This window comes from Paenibacillus sp. AD87 (genome assembly GCF_001659845.1).
Taxonomy (GTDB): domain Bacteria; phylum Bacillota; class Bacilli; order Paenibacillales; family Paenibacillaceae; genus Paenibacillus; species Paenibacillus marchantiae.
Map to the genome: position 1 here is coordinate 360,590 of NZ_LXQN01000022.1, position 25,490 is coordinate 386,079.

Sequence of the window (25,490 nt, forward strand, 5' to 3'; positions counted from 1 at the left end):
GTGCTACATTACTTCCAAAAACCATCTTCAAACCACTTCATACTATATTATGTATGCCTGTTAAAAGGTGAAACACACCGCGTATTGGCATTCAAAGATAGGGTGATCACAATAAAAAATGCCCCTCATCCCCACAAAGGGGTAAGGAGCATTATTATAATCAAGCGGTTATGTGCTTTGTATATAACATTTCAGCGTGCGTTTACTGCGATTTGGTTAAATTACCGAGCAATACATCCAAATTAAGAATGCCGGCTTCATGATCGTCATTGTGTGCGATTTCCTTGAATATTCCCGTTGTGTAGCGACGATATTCTTCTGTAGGCTCTTCAAACCGATCATACATCACCACGGAATCCACGGAATCGACGACGAGCGGTACATAATCGTCGTGGTAAGGCACAACAATGATACGAGTGGAAGGTGTAGTCTCCTCGTCAGGCAAGCCGAGCAGGACGCGTACACTCACAACAGAGACCACTTTGCCGTACAAAGGCGTGAAACCCTTAATCTCAGGACTGCCAAAAGGAACGGTGGTTACCGGGAGCATTTTGATAATTTCATGAACTTCATCAATACGAAGCGCACAAATCTGATTTCCGACAGAGAAATTAATGTATTGAATTTGAACTTCCTCATCCATAGATGTTTTCATACCCTTCTTGTTTTCAGTTTCAAATAGAAGCTTTTTATAGTCATCTTGATCATGAATAATTACATTTCATGTTGCAATCTCTGTGTTTATATCGGTTGAAGGGAGAAAAATTTTTACCCATTTCTTAATATGTAGATTCTATTGTCAGAAATAATGGCAGAAGAGAAGATAAAAAAAGAAAAACGCAAACAGAACCCAAGTAAACTGGAGTTTGTTTGCATTTTCTGAACGTAATTTTCAGCTCAAATAATCACTCTAATACAAATGACATGCCACCTGACGTCCTGGTGAAATCTCCCGCAGCTCCGGAATAACGGAGCGGCATTCGTCCTTCACATACGGACAACGGGTATGGAACGTGCACCCGGACGGTGGATTTTCCGGATTGGGTACATCACCGCCCAGGACGATCCGTTCCTTTTGCACATTCGGATCAGGAACCGGAACAGCGGACATCAATGCTTTGGTATATGGATGCAGCGCCTCGGTAAACAGTTCGGATGTGGGCGCAAGCTCGACCACTTTGCCCAGATACATGACAGCCACACGATCACTGATGAACTTAACGACGGACAAGTCATGAGAGATGAACATATACGTCAGCCCGAATTGTTCCTGCAGATCCTGCATCAAGTTCAGCACCTGTGCCTGAATGGACACATCCAGCGCTGACACGGGCTCGTCACATACAATGAATTTGGGATTCAAAGCGAGAGCCCGGGCGATCCCGATCCGTTGTCGTTGCCCACCCGAGAACTCGTGCGGAAAGCGGTGCGCCTGATAGGGGGATAATCCGACCACTTCCATTAGCTCTTCGATTCGGCTTTTCAACTCGTTTTTTTTCAAATTATGGTGGGTGAGCAGCGGTTCCTCCAGTGTGCGCTGTACTGTCCATCGAGGATCCAGTGAGGCGTACGGGTCCTGGAACACCATCTGCATATCCGTACGGAAACGGCGCAACTCTTCTGGCGGAAGCTTCCGTACATCCTTGCCTTCGAAGAACACCTCGCCATCCGTAGGCTCAATCAGACGCAGGATGGCACGCCCCGTGGTGGATTTTCCGCAGCCGGACTCCCCAACTACGGCGAGTGTTTCCCCGCTCTCCACAGACAGCGTTACACCATCGACTGCTTTGACGGCACCGACCTGTTTGGAGAACAGGCCCTTGCGGATAGGATAATGCTTCTTGAGGTTTCTGACTTCCAATATCGCACTCATATAATCCCCTCCTGTTGCAGCAGACAGCGACAGCTATGACTTGGTGCTGTCTCCAGTAATTCGGGCTGTATCGTCTCGCACCGTGCTTCCTTCACCGGACAACGAGGAGCAAAGCGACAGCCGGACGGCATTTGGGCGGGATTCGGTACCTGACCTGGAATGGATTGAAGACGTTCCTGATCCCCCGCAAGCTGCGGCAGCGAAGCCAAGAGACCGCGAGTATATGGATGCTTGGGATCGGCAAAAAGGGTTTTGACATCCGTCTCTTCCACCACTTGCCCGGCATACATCACCATGACGCGATCACACATCTCAGCTACAACGCCAAGATCATGAGTGATCATCATGATTGCCATATTCTCTGTACGCTGGAGGTCACGCATCAAGTCCAGAATCTGTGCCTGGATGGTCACATCCAGGGCTGTTGTTGGTTCATCCGCGATGAGCAGCTGCGGGCTGCATACCATCGCCATGGCGATCATCACCCGCTGGCGCATGCCACCTGAGAGCTGGTGCGGGTATTGTTCTGCAATTTTGTCAGGACGGGGAATGCCGACTTTGCGAAGCATATCAACCGACCGTGCCCAAGCCTCTTTTTTGCCCAGCTTCAGATGGTATCGTGCCGCTTCCGAGATTTGTTTGCCGATTTTGAATACCGGATTGAGTGAGGTCATCGGCTCCTGAAAAATCATAGCCATTCGGTTACCCCGAATTCGGCGAATTTCACGCCCAGACAGCTTTAGCATGTCTTTCCCCTGGAAACGGACTTCCCCTGACGCCACGCGGCCGATCTTTTTGGGGAGCAGCTGCATGATCGATAACGATGTAATACTTTTCCCGCATCCCGATTCTCCGACAATACCCAGCGTTTCACCCTGCCGTATGGAAAGACTGATCCCGTCCACGGCACGGATTACGCCTGCATCCGTGATGAACTCTGTCCGCAAATCCGAAACTTCGAGCAGTTCAGTCATGTTGTTCCCCTCCCATGCCATTACGTTCTGAACCTTTAACTTTGCTCCTTTTAAAAAGAATTAGCGCTTGGACGTCGTGGCTTCTTCGGAAGCCGCACCATTCGAATTCTTCAATGACGTCTCATCTTCCATACCTTCCACGCCCAAATATTTAAGCGCGCTCAGCGCGTACACTTTGGCGCACTGGATAATCTGCCATACGGGTGCTTTTTCGTTAAAATTATGAATCGTGGACAGCTCTGCCGGACCATATTGCAATACCGGAATCTGATGATTACGGAAGTGGCGTGCATCGCTGGATGCCCATTGCAGCACACCGTACGCCTCTTTGCCGCTCACTTCACTGATGCTCTCCACCAATTGGCTCACGATTGGCTCATGTGCTGGAGTCCAGTTGGCGTTGCCCTGGAAGCCAAACGGCTTCAGCTCCGATTCTATTCCTGCTTCAAGCAGAAGTGAGCGAGCACGGTCCAATACATCGCGGTAATCCACACCAAATGGAACGCGGGAGTCCACCTGAACTGTGCAGCGATCCGCTACCACATTCACCTTGGTTCCACCCTGAATTGAACCGATATTCACCGTTACATGGTCGAACACCTGATAGGCCAGACCTGCCTTCTCCCGATCACGCGCATACTCCTGCGAGATGAGGATAATATCCTTCACCTCTTCCGGGATGTCTGGCTTGATGTCCCATAGACGCTGTAATGCTTCAATGCCTTTGGCTGCCTTCACAATCGCATTATCGCCTACAATGGGTTGAAGACTGCCATGACCCGGTGTTCCTTCCACCGTAAACTCAAACCAGCAGCTCCCCTTTTGTCCAATGGTTGGATGCTGCGGGCTGGATGGCTCTGCAATTACCGCGGCAGTTCCGGTTGCAAGACCACGTTCCAGAACCCATGGTACCCCCAGGTCACCGCCTGTTTCTTCATCCGGAACAATCATCAGCGACAGATCTCCGCGCAAAGGCACACCCAACTTTGCCAGAATAACCGTCGCAAAGATTAAGCCGGCAAGCCCACCTTTCATGTCGGATGCCCCGCGTCCAAGCATATATCCGTCCTTGATTTCACCGCAGAACGGATCAAAATCCCAACGAGAAAGATCCCCGGCTGGCACAACATCCGTATGACCACAGAAAATCAGATGTTTGTCTGACTTGTCTGCCCCTTCTCCGTTCAACGTCGAGATCAGGTTAAACATCGTTTCGGTTGCCGCATGTACTTTGGTGTCAATTCCGGCCTGATGCAAATATTCGATAATAAAAGCACTAATCTCACGCGAATCCCCTGGAGGGTTCTCCGTCGGAAAACGAATCAGTTGTGAACAGAGCTCCAGTAATTCATCCTGACCTTCCTCGATTGCATCAAGTACCTTCCTTTTCCAATCCATCCCGTTCAGGCTCCTTTCAATAATGGCTGCATTATGATCAGTACGAATCGTCAGAAGACAGGCATGACTGCCTGTCCCCCAAATCGTCCGTTCGTTTACTGCTCTTTGCTAAGTGGGTAGAAACGCAGAACCTCATCCGGGTAATACACGTATCCGCTGACCTTGTTATTCATGCCGACAACCCGGTTGTATTCATATAGATACGCCCATGGCGCTTCTGTCGTAATAATCTCCTGTGCCTTCATGTATAGCTCGTTGCGTTTCGCCTGATCCGGTTCGGCGCCTGCTTCTTCCCACAGTTTGTTAACTTCCGCATTGTTGTAATGAATGTAGTTGGAAGAGCCTTCACCGTAGAGCAGGAAGCCCAGATGGTATCCAGGATCGTTAACAAAAGAAGTCCATTTGGAAATGTAAGAAACTAAATTCCCGTCTTTTTGCTGTTCCAGGAACTGCGCACGAGCGACTTTGTTAATGTTCATTTTGACACCGATCTTGGCCAGTTCCGCTTGAATCAGAACCGCGTCGTATTCCCAATCGTCAAAGCCCGAACCGAGGGTAAAGTCAAAGCTGAACCCTTCCGCATAACCAGCTTCTTTCAACAATTCCTTGGCTTTGTCCAGATTGTACTCGTACACATAGCCTGCATCCGTAAAACCTGGTGTGTTGCTCGCTACAGCACTCTTCATCTCTTTGGCCTGACCATACATGACATCGTTGATCAATTGGTCATAAGGGATCGCATAGTTGATGGCCTGACGCACTTTTTCATTATTAAACGGTTTGACATTGTTGTTCATCGCGAAGAACAAAATGCGGTTACTCGCATTCGACTTGATGGTCAAATTACTGTTCTCCTGCAAAGCTGCAACATCTTTTGGAGGAATCTCGATAGCCATGTCCACGTCACTCTTGTTCAACAGCAGAACACGGTTGGAGGCTTCCTTCGTGAATTTCAGCGTGACTTTGCTGAGCTTCGGTGCACCCTGCCAGTAGTCGTTATTGGCCTGGAAGACCGCTTCACTGGCCGGGTCCCATTTTTCAAGCGTGAACGGGCCTGATCCGGCAGCATTTGTTTTCAAATAATCATCACCTTTTTCCTCGACCAACTTCTGGTCCACAATGGAGAAGGTATACATGGCAATGATCTGGGTGAACATGTGGTTTGCTTTATTCAGTACGATCTCGACGGTGGAGTCGTCCTTGGCGGTTACGCTCTTGATGTCGGCCATTCCGTATAGAAAGCTGCCGGAGCTGGACTTGGATACACGGTCAAAAGAGTACACAACCGCATCCGCATTGACCGGATTTCCACTTTGGAATTTCAGACCGCTTTTGATTTTGAACGTATACGTTGTATTGTCATCAGACACTTCCCAGCTCTCGGCGAGCATAGGCTGAATATCCTCCGTGTTGGCTACATCAGCACCATCCACCGTTTTGACACCATAGGTTACCAACTGGTCATAGGTTGCCAGTACCAATGTGTCCGAGGTCAGGTCATTCGCCTCCGCCGGGTCCATCGTGGTTCCACCTTCAGAGTAAGCAACCGTCAGTGTTGGCGCGGGTTTTGTTTCCTCTCCTGAGCCGGATGCCGCAGGTTGCTGGTTGGCATTACTGGCACAGCCACCAAGAACAACGGTAAGAGCAATCATTGCAGAAAACCATTTGAGCTTTTTCATTTTTAGTTTCCTCCCCTTTTTGAACCAGTCTTATGATGTAATGCTGTAAAACGTTGCAGCTTTTATCAGACAAAGCGAAAGTGTGGGCCAATATCTCGGAAAGTAACTTACTCATATCCCTGATACCAACCGCAGCAGCATTCAATCTGCCTACTGCCGGTGATGGAACCTTGCCTGCCTTTATTTCAGGCAGTCCCCGCAAGTTGGTTCCACCATCCAGCTATCTATGAATCGGTTCTATAGGGACCGATGACACTAACCCCTATTTTCCCGAACGCAACCTTGGGTCCAGTACATCACGGAAACCATCTCCGAGCAGGTTAAAGCCAAGAATGGATGTGGCTATAGCCAGTCCAGGGAATGTCACGAGCCACCATTGTCCAGAAATGATATACTCCCGACCTTCAGAGATCATGGCCCCCCATTCGGCTGTAGGCGGTTTGACGCCAAGACCGAGAAAGCTCAAACTGGATGCCGTCAGGATGGCAAAGCCCATACCAAGCGTGGCTTGTACCAACAGCGGTGCCAAAGCATTCGGCAAAATATGGCGAAACAGAATCACTCTGTCTCTAACACCAATGGCTCTGCTGGCCTCAACGTACTCCTTTTCGCGCAGGGATACGGTCTGCCCATACATCAATCTGGCAAATTCGGGAATACCCACAATCCCTACAGCAATCATGGCACTCGTCAGTCCGTTGCCGATGGAAGCCGCAATTGCCATGGAGAGTACCAGCGAGGGAAATGCAAGCAATACATCCATCACCCGCATGATGATATTGCCAGTACGTCCGCCGTAGTAAGCAGCAATTCCGCCCAGCGGAACCCCGATGACAAACGAGATGCTGACGGCAATCAAGCCTGTCCAGATGCTGATTCTAGCTCCATACAGAACACGACTCAGAATGTCACGACCATAGTTATCGGTACCGAACCAGTGACCACCTGATGGGGATTCCAGCTTCACAGCAGTATTCGTCACGTACGGATCATAAGGGGCAATCCAAGGGGCAATAGCTGCTATGACAGTCCACATAACGATAAAGGCTAGACCAATAGCAGCGAGCCGATTGCGGAGCAACAATCTAAGAAAGGTTTTGGGTTTGGGAACAACCGCTGGTGTAGGTTTGGTTCCCATGGAAGTCGGTGCGGCAGTACTCACAGCGGTACTCCTCCTTTCGCGGCGACCCTATTCATAACGGATTCGTGGATCAATCAATCCATAGACCAGATCCACCGCCAGATTTATAAAGCTGAACAGAATGGCACTTACCAGTGTGAATGCCTGAATTGGTGCATAGTCGGCAGCCAGAATCGAATCTGTGACATAACCGCCGACACCGGGCCAGGAAAAGATAGTTTCCGTGATAACCGCACCACCGAGTAATCCTCCAAACTGCAGGCCAAGAACGGTCAACGTGGGAATCAAGGCATTGATCAGTGAGTGTTTGCCAACGACCGCGGTTTCGCTCAAGCCCTTGGCTCGTGCGGTACGTACATAATCCTGTCCGATGACTTCTAGCATGCTGGACCTGGTCATACGCGCCACAATCGCCATTGTCCCTGTGCTCAGGCAGATGGCCGGAAGCAGCAAATGAGCAAGACTGCTTTTGAGTGCAACCATATCTCCGGTCATAAGACTGTCTACCACGTACAATCCGGTGATATGCGTCGGTGGGTTGAGGTCTCCGCTGATGCGTCCCATTGGAGCTGGAGCCCAGCCGAGGATGGAATAGAAGATGTAAATAAACAGCAGTCCCAGCCAGAAAATCGGTACACATGCTCCAATCAGTGAGAACACCCTGGAGATGTGGTCGATAAAGGACTCTTTTCGGGTTGCAGCGATAATGCCTACCGGAATCGCAACACAGATGGCTATAATCACACTGGCTAATGTCAGCTCAATGGTTGCCGGAAAGCGGGTAGCGAAATCACTCAGTACCGTATGACCGGTATGGTAGGCGAATCCCAGATTCCCTTGAAGCAACTGTCCCACGTAACTAAAAAACTGTACAAATAATGGCTTGTCCAATCCCATGTCCATTCGGATTTTGGCAATGACATCATCCGTGGCCTGTTCGCCAGCCATGACAATGGCGGGATCTCCCGGAAGAACACGGGACAGGATGAAGGTAATCACCACAATGCCGATCAGCGCCGGAATCATCTGCAGCAGCCTTCGGAGCGTGTAAGCAAACAATCGATCAACCCCTTTAACTCTGATGTCTCACTTGCTGTTTTACGATTCTCTGTGGACGGCCCAGTCTTGAAAACTTGTCTGATTATCCGTCTCTTCTTTGTAATTGTGCTTATTTTACCTAGAATCCGAGCGTCGAACTACGTCCCTTTTAGCTAAAAAAAAGCACAACCGTTTGTCGATTGTGCACTAATGTCTCCTATTTATGTCATGTTAAATTACACCTTAAGACATAGTTCGCTATTTTTCGACCTATATCTACCATATCATCCATTGTTGATTTTGCTGTAGAAGAGAGTATCCGATTGGCAGGACCTACACCTCTTGTTTATCCTGCTTCATGTAGTAGTACACAAGACACAGATGACAGACAAATTGTTCACGCGGATGATTCAGGTCGAAGCCCGTAATATCCCGTATTCGCTCCAGTCGGTATTTCACGGAATTCCGGTGAATATAGAGGCGATTTGCTGTCTCGATCAAGCTGCCCCGGCTCTCCAGATAATAAAAAAACGTCCGCAGCAAATCCCCACTGTGTTCATCATCATAAGCACGCAATTTCCCCAGTTTCCGCTCAAACAATGCCGCAAAACCTGGTTCATTCGCCGTTTCGCTCAGCAAATGATATACCTCTACATCCTCAAACCGGGTTGTACGCCCACCCGACAAACGGGAGGATACGAGCAGAGCATTTCTGGCCTCGCCATAGCTTTGATGCATATTCCAAAGTGGAACCTGGGTCCCTACGCCTGTCCTGAATTGTCCAAGCTTGTTAGCCGGATCTTCGAGCCATAGCCCAATCGTATCAGACCAGGATTGAACGTCATCCTTCCATGCCGTATCCCGGGACTCCGGTGTTGGCAAGAAGAGCACTGCCCTGTTGGTCCGAAACTCAATATGAGGCGCTACCCTCCGTTTTCTAGCCTCCTGACCAAGCAATTCGGTCAATAGGTCTTCATCCGGAGCAGTCTCCCCTTCCATCACAGCTACTTCCCATAAATGCTCCGGATTCATGCCAAGCTTGCGGCCTCTTGATTCGGCTTCATGTGGCAACAGCAGAGGCGGTGTCAGCAGTTCGTCAATGAAATTGCCTCGAAGACGTAATTCGGTATCTTCCGCCACCTTGTTTCTCATCAATTCCAGGGATAATACTAATCTGGCTTGCTCAATGCCGACTTGTTCCATTTCATCCAGGGAGTCCTTGTCCACCAGCAGTCGGGCAACCTTCCGCCGATCCAGATTTATCTCCCATACGAGTGGGTCCACCGCTTCTTTCCAGTCATAATCCGGCGGTGAAGACACAATCATCTGACCAGCATTGTCGATAACACCCACAGGTGCCTGAAGCAGCTCGGCGACATTGTCCCCCACCGCCTGAATTCCGCTGTTTTCAAGTACCATTGTCATCAGTGTCCGATATACTTCCTCTGACCTGCGGAGAAGTGCGGCCTGTCGATCCAGTACCAATTCCATAACAGGTTGCGTAATATCCATGTAGGGTATCTCCGGAGGAATTTCAATGATGGGCAGACCACAGTCATTACTGGCTGCAACGGCTTCTTTCGGGATTTCTTTGAGAAAACGCGCAGGCTTGATGGCCAAAGCAGCCGCCCCTGCTTCATTAAGCGTATAGATTAGTTCTCCGAGCAAGCCGGGATTATCACGAATCGAATAGGCTGTCGTCAGCATAAGCATGCCTTCTCGCAACCATCCTTGCAGATCCGGCACCTCCATAATATCCACGAACCGTACAACCCGATCCAATCCTTGGTGCCCACTAATGACTTTGGCCTTGCTGAGTATAGGAATATTCAACAGTTCTTTTAGTGTTATACCTGTCGTTTTCAAGCCTATCGACCACCCTGAGCCAGATTTGCAAATCATTTTTGCATACTGTATCTAATTTTTTTGGATAGTTTACCAGACTATCTAATCAAAAAAAACGGGAATTTCTGTGATATACGTATGATATATATTGATTCTATAAATTACAGCAATAATAATACGTTGTTAGTAGAAGTTGATGGCATGGAAAATAAATTCATTACTTTATCGCTTCACATCAAAAAACAGAAAAAATTATGCCCATGATCCTAGCACACCTGCGCCATGCTATTCCAAGAGCCCCGATAACCTTATCCAACACAAATAACGCCGATGCAGTTATCCACACTGCATCGGCGTCAAAATCAAATTAACCCAAATATAAAATCATCCAATACCCACACTCGGCATTCCATAGATCAGATATTCAACGCAGACACGGCTGCTCCCAATGAATAGATCGGGTCAAGCGCCCGGATATGCAGTTCTTTTTCCACTTCCACGGCGAAACCCATCGTTGCAAAACCAGTACACGCAAGAACGATGGACTCGGCGCCCTTCGCCTTGAGTCTTCTGGCCGCTTCCATAGCCGCGATTCGCCCCTGAGACGTGTTGAGATCCAGCGTGGTTACCACACCTTCAGGACGCTCCATCCCGATATAAGCATCACCTAGTATTCCTCGGATCAGCAAGGGCACTTCCTCCAGGATGGTCAATACACCAACACGCGCCGCTGATGTGAGCGCAAGATGTGCAGCACATGAGCCAGCACCATAGACGGGGATGTGAACAGCGGCACGCATGTCTGCAAGAGCCGGATCGGCTGCACAACTGATACCGATAGAGGTACAGCCTTCCTGTTCCAGTTTTCGTGCCAGATCCACAATTTTGGGAATCGATTCAAGCTCTGTGGACTGATCATATACCCCCAGCGGTTGATCGGGAATGCAGCGACTCCGAACCTGAATGCCATAACGTCCTTCAATCAATGCCCCGTGTCTGTGGATATCTTCTTCATGATGAAGTGTAATCACTCTGATAAGACCCAACATCGGCATTCCTCCCCAGGCTGTGGATATCTTGTGTATATGTTACCCACAAACTGTTGATAGTTACCCCCAATTATGTGGATATCTCTTTATATATTGTGAATATGTTGTGTATTTGTCGCTAAATCTACCGCGTAATTTACGCATTGGTCCCCACTGTGGATATATTGTGCATACGCTCTCATTCACTTTTTTTGATCCACAAGGTTATTCCTTGAATCTTCTGCTCTATTATTGATCGAGCAGTTCTCCCTGACGCATAATCAACACATCATCAATGTACACATCCGGCTTCTGCACAACGGCATCAATGTGAACACCTGCTGCGACTGTGCCACCAAAGGTATTGTTACTACCAAAAGCAACATGAATTGTACCGTAGACTTTCTCGTCCTCCAGGACAACACCTGTAATTCGAGCCTTGTCATTGGTGCCAATGCCGAACTCGCCAAGAATTCGACCATCACCTTCGCCCAGCATGGATAACAGCTTGTCTCCTTCAGCGCCAGTTGCCGTAACAAGGCGGCCCTCTCTAACCGTCAATAGAACAGGTTCACCGATCGCACCTATTCCTGCAATTGAGCCATCCACCGGGATTTCACCTTCTCCAATACCTTCAACGGGGGCGATGTAAGCTTCACCGGAGGGCAAATTGCCGGACTCCCCTGGATTGAGGTACATACCTGTGCTTGGCACGCCGTTACGTCCCTGAATGGAGAACGACAGCTGGTGTCCATCTTTCTCGATACGGACACTTCTCCCTGCACTCAGCATGGCAGTGACCTTATCTGTCAAAGCCTTCACTTTGGGATATTCTGCGGTAATGGCACCGTTCATGAACATATCATCCGTCATGCCCGGCATCGTAGCTACCCTAGTTCCCGCAGCTGCCGCCTGTTTACGCGCCTGCGTATGGGTTAGTGAATAACGGGTTACGCATACCGCGACATCTGCACGCTTCATCGCTTCGGCAATCGGCGCAGGCGGCTCTTCACCGGATTTGCTCCGTTCCTTCATCACCATAAGCACCGCATCTGCTCCCAATGCCTTGCCTGCCTCATATATGGATTCGGCCAGTTCTCTCTTGGCATCATCCGCTACGACAGCCAGTGTCTCACCACTGCGAAGTCCAAGGCATTCCACCAAAACATTTTTACTGACGTCAATTCGTTGCTGGTTCATTTGTTCGTCTCCTCCTGTGTCAGACCATTTCCGCTACTAGTTTACCCATTAGAGCATTCGACAAAATGACCGGGATTCCTGCGCTGGCATTGGCAACCCATTGACGGTGGCGCTCATCATACCCCATGCAATCCAGTAAAATGAGTTCAACACGCCCCTTTAATGATTCCGTCGCCTGCCGAAACTCATCCTCACCGGATGTATAGGGAGAAGCAGCTGCAAACGCAGGCTGGACCAGGGAGGAAAACTTCAAATCAAGCTGTCCCGCTTGCTCTGCCAAAGGTCCAATAAGCCCCAGACGGCGGCCATCGGCCATGGCCTGTACGGCTGGAGGAATAATACGATCAGGCTCAATAAGGTGCACTTTAGCTGAACGCAGACCCGGAAAGGAACCTGTGCACAGCAGCAGAATATTGGAGACACCCATGGCTTCGAATTCACGAATCTTTTGATTCAGCATCGGTCTGATTTTTTCACGGGATACGATAGCTGCACTGCCATCCTGCAGACGGGAAGTCAACACATATTCACCCGATTCCGGGGCCAGCGCAGCGATCTGAGTTGCCGACAGTCCGTCCAGCACCCCGACCTGAAGGAGTTCCGCCCGCCCCTCCAGGTACTTTTCTAAGACAGGCGCAACATCGGTTCGTGGAGCTTGTCCAATCGTAATCATGCCTAGCTGCTTGGTCATGTTATCGCCTCCTACATATCAGATCGGCTGTGGAAGCCACGTATGTTCACAGCAGCGTTTCCACCTGCCGCTTCAAACGTGACGTTCTCGACTAAACTATGCAGACGGAGCTGCCTGGATCCCTGGGGTCTGAAGTATTTTCATTGATCCATACAGACGAGTAATCAGGTTATATTCCTCTACATTGTAGAAAGAACAGGTGCCATTCGTGAATTCCTTGGCTGTCTCCACGACCAAACGAACTGCGCTTGCAATATCAACCTCATGACTCGCTCCTGTGCCGCATCCCGGAACTGCGGATTGAGCGGTTACGGCTACGCCTACAACAGGTGCATGTGTTGCCACAGCTGGCTGTAAAATGGAATTGATATGGTATAAGTCATTGCCGTATGGCGTAATATCCTGCGTTGTAATCGGGAAGGTCACAGGCAGCTGCCCTGTGGTCATCTCCATAATTCGGAGCAAATCATCGCTCACCCGTAAAATATATCCCTCTTTCACCGTTGGCGAAATGGCGATGCCTTTATGGTTAATCACCCGGTTTCCTTTGGTTGTATCAATGGACAAAATAGCTTCCATCTCAGGCAGAACCTCATGTTCGTTCATCTGTAAAATGTCCACCGGAGAGTCCATAAAATCAACCGGTTCATGCGGAAGAGTCGGAGCATCCGGACAGATATGCGTAGTCACAATGACATCACCTTTGAGCGAATCACCCTTGGTCTGCATATCGGCGAGTTTCAGTCCTGCTGCGACAGCAGCCACGGCGCCATCGGCATCCGAAACGAGTCCAATGCGTGTTGGACGGGCGCCGATTCCACCCAGTCGTCCGACAATCCCCATGGTCGGGGCCTGCCCTCCTGACAACTTGCCGTTTGTACCAGGGATGATGATTTTAACAAAATCCGTACTTCCCTTTTCCCCTTGTACGGTCAGCACTTCAACGGAAACTTGTGGATATTGAACAAATAGTTGCTTTACACTTTCACCATTTACATAAGCGCTGTCCAGCGCGTCCAGTGCCAATAACGTTTTTTGAAGTGGCATCGTACACATCCTCCTCTTAGCTGTTGATCTTGAAATCAAGTCTATCGCAGTTCAGAAGAGGGTCACAATGTACTGCCTTGCCAAAATGAGCATCGTTTTATTGTGCGACAAGTATAAATGGCAGTGAAAATAACGTTTTCATTCCGTTTATCTAACTGTATGTGTAATATAATATAACATTTTATTATCGAGTACACTGAATATTGTATATTTCTTGGAACGCATACTTTGTTTTTTCACTTACCTTCTCTTCATTTGCCATTCCACAAGCAGCGAAGCTGTTTCTCCTGCATGAAACAGTGGGAATTGATGCCCATAGGGAAGTTCCACACGTTGAACGGATGAATGGATATTTTCGGGGCGCGAGTATCCCTTATCGTTCGTCCCCCACACCATGAGTGTGCGCTGCGCATCTGCACTTGTCTGTGACACTTTATCGTTTGAATGAGACTGTATCCAGTGGAGCAAATCAGCATTCGCTCCTGCAATGCGGGGAGACTTCAAACCAGAAGAGGCTCTCCTCGCATTGCCTTCCAGCAGGGTTGGATCGATCTCCGAAGCTTCTGCTCTTTTTAACTGTCCAGCCACTTGCTGTGGAGTCATCCGAGATAACAGTCCTTGCACCATTCTTCTCGGAAACCTTGATATCAGTCGCTGCATTCCGGCCTTCGGAGCCCCCCATACAGGTTGCAGCATGGCAAGCTGGATATCTTCACGTCCACTCCCCTGCATGACCCCAGCGACTATCGCTGCCCCAATGGAATGTCCTATCAGTTTGACCGGACCTTGTATCTCATCCAGCACACTTCGCACCGCTTCCACCTGCCCTTTGAAGGCCGTCCCTCTTACCTTGTTCCGATGAACCGGAGAACGCCCAAATCCGGCAAGATCGACAAGCCATATCGGGTTTCCCGTCATACTCCATAACGCATCTCCCAGCGGGATCATATCGTCAGCACTGCTCATCAAACCATGAACAATCACCCATGGCTCCCCTTGACCCTCATGGACCAGCACCGCAAGACTGCCCTTACGTGTCCGAGTCCAGCTCTGAGGCAGATCCTCCTGTGCAGGATAGCTGAAACGATAATCCAAATCGGCTGTCACGTAAGGTAATAACTCGCTAACTTCAGATAACTTTTGCCCCATCCGCTGAAACAACCGCTCCGTTTGCTGCACTTCAAACTCCTGTTTGGTAATAAATGCGATTGATTCGGGCGGTATTCCGCTGATCTTTGTGCCACCCGCCTTCATCGCTGCATGAATCATGGGCAGGGGCACTGACCATCGAGGTGCAGATACATCCAACTCTGCCGCTAGCAACCTAATCAAGTCCTTCATATCCGGACTGTCCGCTTTTCTGGACAACAAGGGATATGTACCGCCGGATGGATTGCTGTCCTGAGTCAGAAAAACAAGGGTCTGTGCAACCACGTCATTGGATACGAGGGGTAGCCAATGTTGTAGACCACCGGGAATCACCGGCATTCTACGCCTTCTCATCGCCTGTATCATCATGCCAATTCCGCCCGTTTGTTCGGTTGCCCCTGTAGGATATGGACCCACGATTGTACTCGGGTTTACAACAGATAAGACATACGAATGTTGTTCTGCATGCTGTCGAATATAACGATCGGCTTCGAATTTCATATGTTCATAAGCACTTTCCGAATGGAAGGCTTTGCTAATCAATGACTTCTGCCCGCTCGACTTATCCCCAACATCTTCATTCGTTGAAGATATGGGCGGAGAATCCTTCCTTCCATAGGGACTCATAAAACCAACCACGTGGATAAAGTGCCTCAATCCGTGTGTACGCTGGATTTCTTCGGCCAGTTCGGCCATGCCTCTTGCTCCATTCATAAAAATCTGTTCTGCCACCTTCGGTGGCAATGTGACATCCATCGTCCCACCTGCATGAATTATGATATTGGCCTGATGAGCACGCTCACGATCAGCTTTGGTCAGACCGAGGCCTGGAGCTGACAAATCCCCCTGAATATACGTTATTCGGCTGAAATCCGTTACTCCATATGCATTCAGAACCATCCTCGCTTTGGATTCAGAGCGTACAAGCAGTAATAACTGCGCTTCACTGTCTCCAAGTTGTTTCACTGCCTCCTTGCCTATAAATCCGGTACTGCCCGTCATCAAAATAGTCGTTGATTCAGTCGCCATGTTGTTCATAGCTGGATTGAGGTCAGTCTTACGTTCTGCATCTGATAATGATGAATTATGTATACTCATTTCTAATCTCTCTCCCTTTTATCCCTATTTATTTTAGTACTATATAGTACTAGTAATATTTAAAAAAAGAGCTTCGTTTACCGAAGCATCTGACAAAATGTACGTGCTGATTGTTCAATAATCCCTATATCACGCGCAGTCTCCGCGAGTACAAGTGAACCCTCGAATGCAGCGATAAATAATGCAGCCGCGGGTCCAGGCTCAATCCCTTTACGAAATTCGCCACGATCCACCCCTTGCTGCAACAGCTTTTCCATCATCGGCTGCAGCTCACGGAAGAAGCGGGCTATACTTTCTTTCACTTCGGGTGCGCTGGCTGGTGTCTGCATATACAATGTAATAAACGGACAACTTCCTTTATAATCGCGCCCTTCCATGCCTGCGGACAGTAACGCCATGAACGAATAGATCCGTTCTGTAACCTCTCGTTCACGCTGACTGAGCAGCAGGTAGAGCTCCGATTCATACTGGGCAATCCAGTACTGCACCACGGCCTGGAGCAATTCCTCCTTGTTTTTGAAATGGTAATAGATATTCGATTTGGATACCCCGCTTGCCCGCACGACCTCATCCATACTGACATAGCTGTATCCCTGACGCAAAAATAACTGAGCAGCCACTTCGACTGCCTTGGTCCGATTAACCGGATTTGAACTTTTGGATTTCACAGAACCTGAGATCGATTTTTGATTTTTCATAAATAGAACTATACAGTACTAATTAATCAAACACAAGTTATGTGGTTAACAAAAGATGATCTTTGCCCCAATTTTCTCGGACTTGTCCACATTTAGAGCATTGTACTCACAGGATATCCACATATAGTATTAACTCTGTGTTAAATAGGTTATTGGGCCACTACATATGATGGGGTTATCCACATTTCAAGAGCAGGTTCGCATGGTATTCATCCGATCTGCGATAGCGGAGTCCCAAAACTAAAAAATAGGCCAACCAGAATGTAATTCTGGTTGACCTATTTAAGTTGACTACTCATTCATATCATTTGCGAATGGCTCCAGTAGCCTGTGGATACTAGTATGTGGATAACCATTCAAGTTTGGAACAGCATTATTTACTTATACGGATGGCTAATCCGAGTTGGTTATTTTTTCAGACTATCCCAGTTTTGCTGCAATGCGTCAAGCAGGGCTTTTTTGTCCGATTTGCCTGCCACATAAGCCTGAATCGTGCTACCGAATTCTTGTGGAACGCCTTCAGGGAAACGGTTGAAGTTCCAGCTTAATGTTTTGTTTTCCTGGCTGTACTTCATGATATCGGTTGCGAGGTCACCCAGATCCTCTTCAGATGCCTGAATGGAACTGAACGCCGGGATAAACTTGAATTCTTTGGTCATATACTGTTTCCCGATGTCAGATGTCACGAGCCATTCCAGAAACTCTTTCGCTTCCGGTTTCACTTGCGAATTCTTGTTCACAACCCAGTAGTTCGGTACGCCAACAAACAATTTGTCGTTCGGTTCATTCGTAATTGGCATCGGCAGAATGCCGAGATTCAGATTAGGATCGATGCCATCAATTTGTACCTGTGTCCAGTTCCCTTGCTGCATCATCGCTGCTTCTCCAGTGGCAAACAGGGTTACCTGTGTGTTGTAGTCGGTTGTCAGCGGGTTTTTGTTGCTGTATTTCAGCGTCAAGTCGAGCAAGTTCATCCAGTCCGTGAACACCTGATTGCCAGGGATTTTCTCCGTACCTTCGTTAAGACCTTGAATAAATTTCACCGGATCTGCCTGATTCGCAAATGCCACGTTTACGTTATGATTGCCGAGTACCCACCATTCCTGATATCCATTGGAGAACGGGGTAATGCCTGCGGCTTGAAGTTTCTGTGCAGCCTGATCCAATTGTTCCAGTGTCGTTGGAATTTCAGTGATGCCTGCTTTTTGGAAGAGATCTTTGTTATAAATGAAGCCATAGCCTTCCAATGCCAGCGGCTGTCCATACAATTTGCCGTCTTTGGTCATTGGCTCTTTGGCAACATCAAGCACATCTTTTACCCATGCTTCACCAGACAGATCTTCCAGGTATTCGAGCCATGTGTCCAGTTCACGATAACCACCAACGTTGAAGATGTCCGGTTGTTCGCCAGCAGCGAACTTGGCTTTCAATGCAGCGCCGTAGTCACTGCCGCCACCCACGGTCTGAATGTCCAACTTGATGCCTGGATGAGAGGACTCATACTCCGCTTTGAGACGGTTAAGCGCTTCCGCAATTTCGACTTTGAATTGAAAGATTTTAATGGTTTTGTCTCCTGCAGCAGCCTCTCCGCCACCTTGGCCGTCTGTTTTGACAGGACTTCCACTCTTATCTCCGTTGCCACAACCCGCAAGCATTACAGAAAAAGCAATCAGCATAAGCAACGTCAACTTGGTCATTCTTTTCATACATACACTCTCCCTATAGTAGTTTCAGTATAACAGCTTCGTTGCATTTTTTAGCCACCAGGATGCAGGGGGCGATTGATTTACAACCGTTCCCGAATTTCCCCTCAGGAGTCAGGCCCATGCTTAGCGGGCATGACTCCCTTGCACACCTCCGTGCGAGGTCGGAGCGGAGGGATCATGATGCGTTGGAGGAGCGGAGCGCTCGCCTTTGATACTCGGTGGCTTCTTTGCCTCAATTCATTCAGGCCACCGAGGAGCAACAGCGGCCGAAAGCGCACATGATCCCGGAGCGGCCCGCCCTCGCACTTACCCTTTAACAGATCCGGCGGTGATCCCCTGAATGATGTATTTCTGCATCAGCAGGAAGAAGATGATAATTGGCATGATGCCAAGCACCAGTGCAGGCAGGGCAAGATCCCATTGCTTCGTATATTGTCCGAAGAGCGCAAAGGTCGCAATCGGAATTGTACGCAAATTGGAGCTTTGCAGGATCAGGGATGGCAGCAGATAGTCATTCCAGATCCAGAGTGTATTCAGGATAATGACGGTAACATACATCGGCTTCATAAGCGGGAATACAATCCGGAAGAACACGCCGTAGGCAGAGCTTCCATCCACCCGAGCTGCCTCTTCAATTTCGAGCGGAACCGATTTGACGAATCCGTGGAACAGGAAGATGGACATCGGTGCACCAAAACCGAGATAACAGATGATGAGTCCGAAGAGGCTGTCGATCAGTCCAAGATTACTGGTTACGGTAACGAGTGGAATCATGATAGACTGAAACGGAATCACCATGGCGGCAATGAACATGCCGAACAAAATCCGGTTGAAGCGTGTATCGCTGCGTACCATTCGGTAGGCGGCCATGGAGCTGATCAACACGAGCAGCAGATTGCTGACTACAGTGACGATGAGTGAGTTCATCAGCGCTGATGGGAACTTGATTTTCTCCCAGGCGTTCGCATAGTTGCCCCATTGGAACACCTCCGGCCATGCGGCCGAATTGGTAAGCAGGTCACCGAATGTTTTGACCGAATTGACAAACAGAAAGTAAAACGGGACCAGGAACAATAATCCAATGAGCACCATAACAATCTCGGTTACAATGGTACTGAAGCGGTAATTTTTTGACGTTTCCATCTATGCCTCCACCTCCTTGCTCTTCGTCACACGCACCTGAATCATGGTGATAATGGCAACGATTACGAAGAACACAAGTGCTTTGGCTGTCCCGATGCCATACCGATTATTCACAAAAGCCTCATTGTAAATATTCAGTGCTACCGATTCTGTTGATCCAAACGGTCCGCCTTTAGTCAGCGACAGATTGAGATCAAACATTTTGAATGACCAGGAGATTGCAAGGAACAGACAGATTGTGACTCCCGGCATAATGAGCGGGAAAATAATGCTGCGCAGTACCTGCCAGCGGCTGGCACCATCAATTTCGGCAGCTTCCAGCAGATCAGGTGATACGTTGGTCAAGGACGAGATGTAGATGACCATCAGATACCCTGCGGTCTGCCAAACAAATACAATGACGATACCCCAGAAGGCCGTTGGCTCGTCTCCCAACCAAGGGAGGTTGAAGAAGGACCAACCTGTTACGTCGCCTACTGCTGAAAACCCTTTCACAAATATGAACTGCCAGATAAAGCCGAGCAACAATCCACCGATCACGTTAGGCATAAAAAAGATCGTGCGCAGAAAGTTTCTCGTCTTGAGCGGTTTGGTCAGGAAATACGCCAGGAAAAAACCGATAACATTGGTCAAAATTACACCAACCACGGTGAAGCGCACCGTAAACCAAAACGCAGATAGAAACTTGGGATCATTCGCAAAAATTTGCTTGAAATTGTCGAATCCTACCCAATGAATGTTCGCCGACACCCCGTTCCAGTCGGTAAAGGAATATACCATGCCAAGCAGGAAAGGGACCACGATAATGAGAATAAAAAAGACGATGGAGGGACCCACGAACACAAGCTGCTGTAACAGCTGTGAAGATTTGCGATGCTTCATATCGTTCTCCCCTTCTATAGATGGATGAAATTGGTCTCTTGTTCTATTAAACCCCATTCTCGCACAGGGAAACACCGACCCTGGTGAACAGTTGGGTGTAAAATATTGTCCTCTCTTAACCTGCAACCAGAAGGGGTGTCACGATGTCAAAATACTACAGCATTCGCACCAAGCTAATCGCTTTTATGCTCATTGCCACGACGATCCCGCTGCTGGCATCCATCAGCATGACGTTTATCCAGACTAAGACCGCCCTGCGTGAGCAGGCCGTCGCAGAGAACAAACGCCTAATCTTTCAGGCGTCCACCAATCTCAACAATTACGTGGATAACGTGGCAAGAGCTTCGCTTGCTGTGTACAACGATCCGAATTTCCTGCGAAATCTGGCGAAAATCCCCGGCGACTATCGCGCAGTTGCCGAGGTATACACCACCTTGCAGACGATACGTTCGGCTGTGCCCGATGTATTCCAGCTGTATCTGCACTCTTTTGCTGCCAATCAATCGACATTAATTGCGAATCCTTTCCCGAAGCGGGAAGAACGCAAACAGGCCTACTCCGACTCGCTTCATGGAAAATCTAACGAGAAAAGCCCGGATATCTGGGTCGAATCGGCTCACCTTAGTCATTCTTACGGCTTCAAGGCAGCGTCAGCGGATGATCCTCCAAGAACAGTGATTACCCTTCACCGTGTGATCAAGGATGTACCTTCGACAGAACGATTGGGTGTGCTCGCCATCGATTTGAACATGGATACCATTGCCGAAATCTGCAGCAGACTGTATGATCCGACAAAGGAACAGATCTATGTCATCGACAATAAGAACCAGATCATTTTCGAAGGAAAGTCGGAAGTCAGCGGAACGGATGCATTAAGACAGGAAGCAGCGACTGAGCTGAATTCAGCACGTTCCGGTGAAGGGACAGTACAGACCGCTTCAGGGCATTTTGAACAAGATCATTCAATGTATGTGTATCAGCAATTAGGAAGCCAATTTGCAGACTGGACCATTGTAAAACAGATTCCGAATGAAACGCTGTACGCGAGTGCCACCACTCTAACGTGGAATAATGCCATGATCGCTATTGCTGCGCTGTTATTGGTCATTGTGGCAACCTTGTTCATCTCGATCCGGATCACCGGACCGCTCAAGCAATTAATGCGTTATATGAACCAGATTCAGGCAGGACGCCTGCATGTGGATATCCGTTTAACGAGTCGGGACGAGATCGGTGTGCTGGCCCGTCATTTCCGGGATATGATGGATACGGTGAACAACTTGATTTTGCGGGAATATCGCCTTGAAATTGCGAATAAAACGAATCAGCTTAAAGCGCTGCAAGCCCAGATTCATCCCCATTTTCTGTATAATACGTTGCAATCCATCGGTACACTTGCGCTTCAACAGCAAGGACAACGGGTGTATGTGCTGCTATCTTCCCTATCCAAAATGCTGCGCTACAGCATGCGTGACCAGACCCGGGTCACTTTGAACGAAGAAGCCGAGCATGCACGGCTCTATCTGGAACTACAAAAAGAGCGGTTTGGTGACCGCCTGGAGGTTGAATTGGATTTTGCGGAAGATACCCTGCGGGCCGAAATGCCGAGGATGACCTTACAGCCTTTAATTGAGAATTACTTCAAGCATGGAGCGGATGTTCAGCCTGGCAAAGGCAGGATACGCATATCCAGTCAGCGAACGCCTGACGATTGGATTCAGATTCGGCTGGAAAATAACGGACCGTGCATTCCGGAAGACAAGTTGTCCGAGATTCAGCGCTGGTTGCGTCCGGCATCCATATCTTCCGATTCCTTTCAGGAACCGGACGAGACCGAGTCGATTGGATTGCGTAACGTGATGCGCAGACTCCAACTAAACTCACCTCCGGGATACAATGCCACGCTTACGATCGGCAATCTGGAACCGAATGGCGTAGAGATCATAGTCAAAATATACGCGGGAGAGTGAACAACATGAAAGCCTTGATTGTCGATGATGAAAAACACGTCCGCGATGCGATTAAGCTGCTTGGTCAATGGGAAGCCGCAGGAATTGATACCTTATATGAAGCGGCAGATGGTCACGAAGCGGTCGCTGCCATTACGGCTCATCAACCGCAAATTGTACTCAGCGATATGCGAATGCCTGGCAAGGATGGTATGGCTCTGCTCGAATGGATATCTGTTCATGCCCCGCACAGCAAGGTACTGGTCATCAGCGGATATGATGATTTTGAACTGGTCAGGCATGCAATTCGCTATGGAGGTACGGACTACCTGCTCAAACCAGTCGAAGCAGACGAACTGAATTCTTCCTTATTTAGAGCAGTCGACGCCTGGAAAGAAGACGATGCTGTTCGTGTGCAGTCCACAAGACAATCCATGGTGGTCAATCAGATGCGTCCGCATTATCATGACAGACTGCTCACAGAGCTTGTCGTTGGACGCGGTAGCAATAACACCCAATTCCAGCGGCTGCGGGATGAATTAAACCTGCCCAAGCAGGTCGACAGTTGCAGTGTGGCAGTCACCAGCCTTTCCCATCTCGATGCTCAATGCTTGGCAAAATATCGCAGTCAGCCTGATTTGCTCGTATTCTCCGTGCTGAATATCTGTGCGGAGATGTTATCCCCACCTGCCGAAGGTGTCGTGTTCCGCCAACTTGATCAGCCGGATGAAGTCGTTCTCCTGTACTGGGGTCAGTGCTCAACACTTCAAACCATTCTCGAAAAAGTGAACGATGGTCTGGATCAGACCATTCAACGCCGTCTTCATTTTGGTATATCCAGCTGTGAGTTTTATCCTACGGGGACCTCGGGAGCCTATCAGGAAGCTAGTTTGCGGTTGTGGCGACGCAATGCCTTGCAAACGAAGCAGTGCATTCACGATGCGATGGAGTCCTCCAACGGAAACAAGGGCCTGCGATTATCTACCTTTGAGGAGTCCTTACGTCTCGCGTCGATGAGCGGGCGCGCTTCCAGCGTGTCCAATGCCGTTGCAGAATGGATTGATCCCATCACCCGGCTCGATGTCATAACAGCGGAGCAGATACAGCAATGGATGGATGAAATGGAATGGATGATTGGCCGTTGGCTCGACGATGCTGCAGGTGCCCCACCGAAGGATGAAGATGAAGCGATAGATGAACAATCCATTCCATTCGCCGAGTTGCCTTTGGACCGTGACGGACTGTTATCGCTGCCCTTGCTCCGCTCCCTGCTGGAACAGCGGTTGCTCGCAGCTGGAAAGGCCCTCACTGCACATCATCATGCAACACCGGACCCAATGAGTGAGATTGCACGTTATATGGATGCTCATTATCAGGAGGACCTGTCTCTGCAGCAAATTGCTGCACGGTTCTACCTGAGTCGCGAATATATATCTCGCAAATTCAAACAGCAGTTCGGATTGAATTGGTCGGAGTATTTGGGCAAACTGCGAATCAATAACGCCAAGCTGCTGTTACAGAACCCTTCACTACGAATTGCAAAAATCTCGGAGATGGTCGGCTATCAGGACGAGAAGTATTTCAGTAAAGTGTTCAAAAAAATGGAGGGCATCACACCGGGGGAATACCGTAAAACGTTATCTGGCGGAAATGCTTAATTGAGCCGCCGGATCTGTGGAAATTCGTCTACTAGAACGTTCTCGATTCGTTAAACGATAAAAGGGGCATCCCGTCATGTTCATGACTCAGGGAATTGCCCCTTTCCTTTTTACATATATGGATGCATCTTAATGGATACACCCTGATCTTCTTTTCTAAAGGAATCAGCGATCCCGCAGTATGACAGCAGGAACAATACGAATATAGATTAACTCTCCCGCCAGCTCGACGATCGTCTGGGTTACTATCACTGCGGCAGCAATTGTGGCCCACTCTTGCGGCAATGCAAGTGCCAATGGCAGAACGACAAGTGAATTTCGGGTCCCTGCACTGAAAATAACGGCCCTGCCTGCGCCTGTATTCAATCGAAATAGAGCCACTACGATTCGTGATATGAAGGGCATAACAACTAGAAAAATAATATAAATGGGCAGAACATCCACAATTACAGCAAAATCATTGTAGACCTTCCCGATCTGCGATGCGACAACCACAATCAAGGCCAGAGCCATCATGGGTACAGGCAGCCAAGCGGTTGCGTTCATCACCCGTTCTCCTCCGGATTTGCCTTTGGTCACAACTTGCGTAAGAATAGCCAACAGCAACGGAATAACGATCAGGAACAGAAAAGCCTCCACGAAAGGCCCCACCTGCATGACCTGTGCCGCTTCCTTCCCTATGAACAGCCACAAATATACTGGTAATAAGACCATTTGTATAACAAACAGGATTGGCGTTGCAGTAAGCATCAATTTCTCATTGCCCCGACCCAACTGTGTAAAAACAATGACGTAATCAATGCAGGGCGTTAACAGTACCAGATAAACGCCAATGAGCACAGCAGGAGGTTGCGGAAACGCCAGGGTTAACAACCACACGACCACAGGCACTACGATAAAATTAGCCACCAGCAAAGCTCCAATAAATCGCAGGTTGGATAAGGATTCTTTAAGCTGTAAAAAAGGAATCTGTGCAAACATGCTATATAGCAAAATGGCAAGCACAGGTGAAACCGTATAATGCAGCGCTGACCCCCATTCAGGGGTGCCCAGCCCAATCGCTGCTCCCACGAACAGGGCAACGACATAAAACCACGTTTGTTGCTTCTCCATCGTTTCTCTCGTAAACAACCTTCTTCCTCCTTCAAAGTGAACATATTTCTGCTTCAACCAGCGTACATTGAGACGTAGCACAGCGAATAAGAGAGCGGCAAAAACCGCAGGATAGCAGACAACGATCCTGTGAATTTTTTGCGGCTTCTTATTAGAATGCGAAAGAACTGGGTATATTCA

General features: G+C 48.8%; 20 protein-coding genes. 2 read left to right on the forward strand and 18 right to left on the reverse strand.

Going from position 1 to position 25,490, the window contains the following annotated elements; translation table 11 throughout:
• Nucleotides 1-202 precede the first annotated feature (202 nt).
• From gpAD87_RS29810 to gpAD87_RS29890, 17 genes are all read right to left on the reverse strand, one after another.
• Nucleotides 203-655: a chemotaxis protein CheW gene (locus gpAD87_RS29810; RefSeq protein WP_063567982.1), complete on the reverse strand. Its 453-nt coding sequence runs from the start codon at nt 653-655 to the stop codon at nt 203-205.
• Between the two features lie 255 nt (nt 656-910).
• Nucleotides 911-1,873 carry an ABC transporter ATP-binding protein gene (locus gpAD87_RS29815; RefSeq protein ID WP_064642536.1) on the reverse strand — a complete coding sequence of 321 codons (963 nt, stop codon included), beginning with the start codon at nt 1,871-1,873 and terminating at the stop codon, nt 911-913.
• Nucleotides 1,870-2,847 carry an ABC transporter ATP-binding protein gene (locus gpAD87_RS29820; protein ID WP_064642538.1) on the reverse strand — a complete coding sequence of 326 codons (978 nt, stop codon included), beginning with the start codon at nt 2,845-2,847 and terminating at the stop codon, nt 1,870-1,872. Before gpAD87_RS29820 ends, gpAD87_RS29815 begins: the two co-directional genes overlap by 4 nt.
• Nucleotides 2,848-2,907: 60 nt before the next feature.
• A complete protein-coding gene (locus gpAD87_RS29825; RefSeq protein ID WP_064642541.1) occupies nt 2,908-4,245 on the reverse strand; it encodes a M20 family metallopeptidase in 1,338 nt (445 codons plus the stop codon).
• A gap of 95 nt (nt 4,246-4,340) precedes the next feature.
• Nucleotides 4,341-5,924, reverse strand: coding sequence for an ABC transporter substrate-binding protein (locus gpAD87_RS29830; RefSeq protein WP_064642543.1), 1,584 nt, complete (start codon nt 5,922-5,924; stop codon nt 4,341-4,343).
• Between the two features lie 262 nt (nt 5,925-6,186).
• On the reverse strand, nt 6,187-7,062 hold the full coding sequence (locus tag gpAD87_RS29835) for an ABC transporter permease (RefSeq protein WP_064642935.1): 876 nt from the start codon (nt 7,060-7,062) through the stop codon (nt 6,187-6,189).
• 51 nt (nt 7,063-7,113) lie between these two features.
• Nucleotides 7,114-8,124: an ABC transporter permease gene (locus gpAD87_RS29840; RefSeq protein WP_170867904.1), complete on the reverse strand. Its 1,011-nt coding sequence runs from the start codon at nt 8,122-8,124 to the stop codon at nt 7,114-7,116.
• 312 nt (nt 8,125-8,436) lie between these two features.
• Entirely contained in the window at nt 8,437-9,969 is a 1,533-nt protein-coding gene (locus tag gpAD87_RS29845; protein WP_082935403.1) for a PucR family transcriptional regulator, read from the reverse strand.
• Nucleotides 9,970-10,364: 395 nt separating this feature from the next.
• A complete protein-coding gene (locus gpAD87_RS29850; RefSeq protein ID WP_063567988.1) occupies nt 10,365-10,997 on the reverse strand; it encodes an aspartate/glutamate racemase family protein in 633 nt (210 codons plus the stop codon).
• 228 nt (nt 10,998-11,225) lie between these two features.
• Nucleotides 11,226-12,176, reverse strand: a complete 951-nt coding sequence (locus gpAD87_RS29855) for an aminopeptidase (RefSeq protein ID WP_064642546.1) — start codon at nt 12,174-12,176, stop codon at nt 11,226-11,228.
• A 19-nt stretch (nt 12,177-12,195) separates the two neighbouring features.
• Nucleotides 12,196-12,867 (reverse strand): AroM family protein, encoded by a 672-nt coding sequence (locus tag gpAD87_RS29860; protein ID WP_064642548.1) that lies wholly within the window; start codon nt 12,865-12,867, stop codon nt 12,196-12,198.
• Between the two features lie 96 nt (nt 12,868-12,963).
• Nucleotides 12,964-13,914: a DUF1177 domain-containing protein gene (locus tag gpAD87_RS29865; RefSeq protein WP_064642550.1), complete on the reverse strand. Its 951-nt coding sequence runs from the start codon at nt 13,912-13,914 to the stop codon at nt 12,964-12,966.
• 240 nt (nt 13,915-14,154) lie between these two features.
• Nucleotides 14,155-16,161, reverse strand: a complete 2,007-nt coding sequence (locus gpAD87_RS29870) for an alpha/beta fold hydrolase (RefSeq protein ID WP_082935404.1) — start codon at nt 16,159-16,161, stop codon at nt 14,155-14,157.
• 77 nt (nt 16,162-16,238) lie between these two features.
• On the reverse strand, nt 16,239-16,859 hold the full coding sequence (locus tag gpAD87_RS29875; protein ID WP_064642552.1) for a TetR/AcrR family transcriptional regulator: 621 nt from the start codon (nt 16,857-16,859) through the stop codon (nt 16,239-16,241).
• Between the two features lie 407 nt (nt 16,860-17,266).
• Complete coding sequence (locus gpAD87_RS29880; protein ID WP_063567993.1) at nt 17,267-18,565, reverse strand: ABC transporter substrate-binding protein; 1,299 nt, start codon at nt 18,563-18,565, stop codon at nt 17,267-17,269.
• A gap of 306 nt (nt 18,566-18,871) precedes the next feature.
• Nucleotides 18,872-19,708 carry a carbohydrate ABC transporter permease gene (locus gpAD87_RS29885; protein WP_053779743.1) on the reverse strand — a complete coding sequence of 279 codons (837 nt, stop codon included), beginning with the start codon at nt 19,706-19,708 and terminating at the stop codon, nt 18,872-18,874.
• Complete coding sequence (locus gpAD87_RS29890; RefSeq protein ID WP_063567994.1) at nt 19,709-20,590, reverse strand: carbohydrate ABC transporter permease; 882 nt, start codon at nt 20,588-20,590, stop codon at nt 19,709-19,711. It lies immediately after the preceding gene.
• Between the two features lie 143 nt (nt 20,591-20,733).
• Between gpAD87_RS29890 and gpAD87_RS29895 the strand changes: the two genes are divergently transcribed.
• Both gpAD87_RS29895 and gpAD87_RS29900 read left to right on the forward strand, forming a co-directional pair.
• Entirely contained in the window at nt 20,734-22,560 is a 1,827-nt protein-coding gene (locus gpAD87_RS29895) for a cache domain-containing sensor histidine kinase (protein ID WP_064642554.1), read from the forward strand.
• Nucleotides 22,561-22,565: 5 nt separating this feature from the next.
• A complete protein-coding gene (locus gpAD87_RS29900) occupies nt 22,566-24,197 on the forward strand; it encodes a response regulator (RefSeq protein WP_064642556.1) in 1,632 nt (543 codons plus the stop codon).
• 165 nt (nt 24,198-24,362) lie between these two features.
• Here gpAD87_RS29900 and gpAD87_RS29905 read toward each other — a convergent pair whose 3' ends face one another.
• Nucleotides 24,363-25,310, reverse strand: coding sequence for an arsenic resistance protein (locus gpAD87_RS29905; RefSeq protein ID WP_064642937.1), 948 nt, complete (start codon nt 25,308-25,310; stop codon nt 24,363-24,365).
• Between the last annotated feature and the right edge of the window lie 180 nt (nt 25,311-25,490).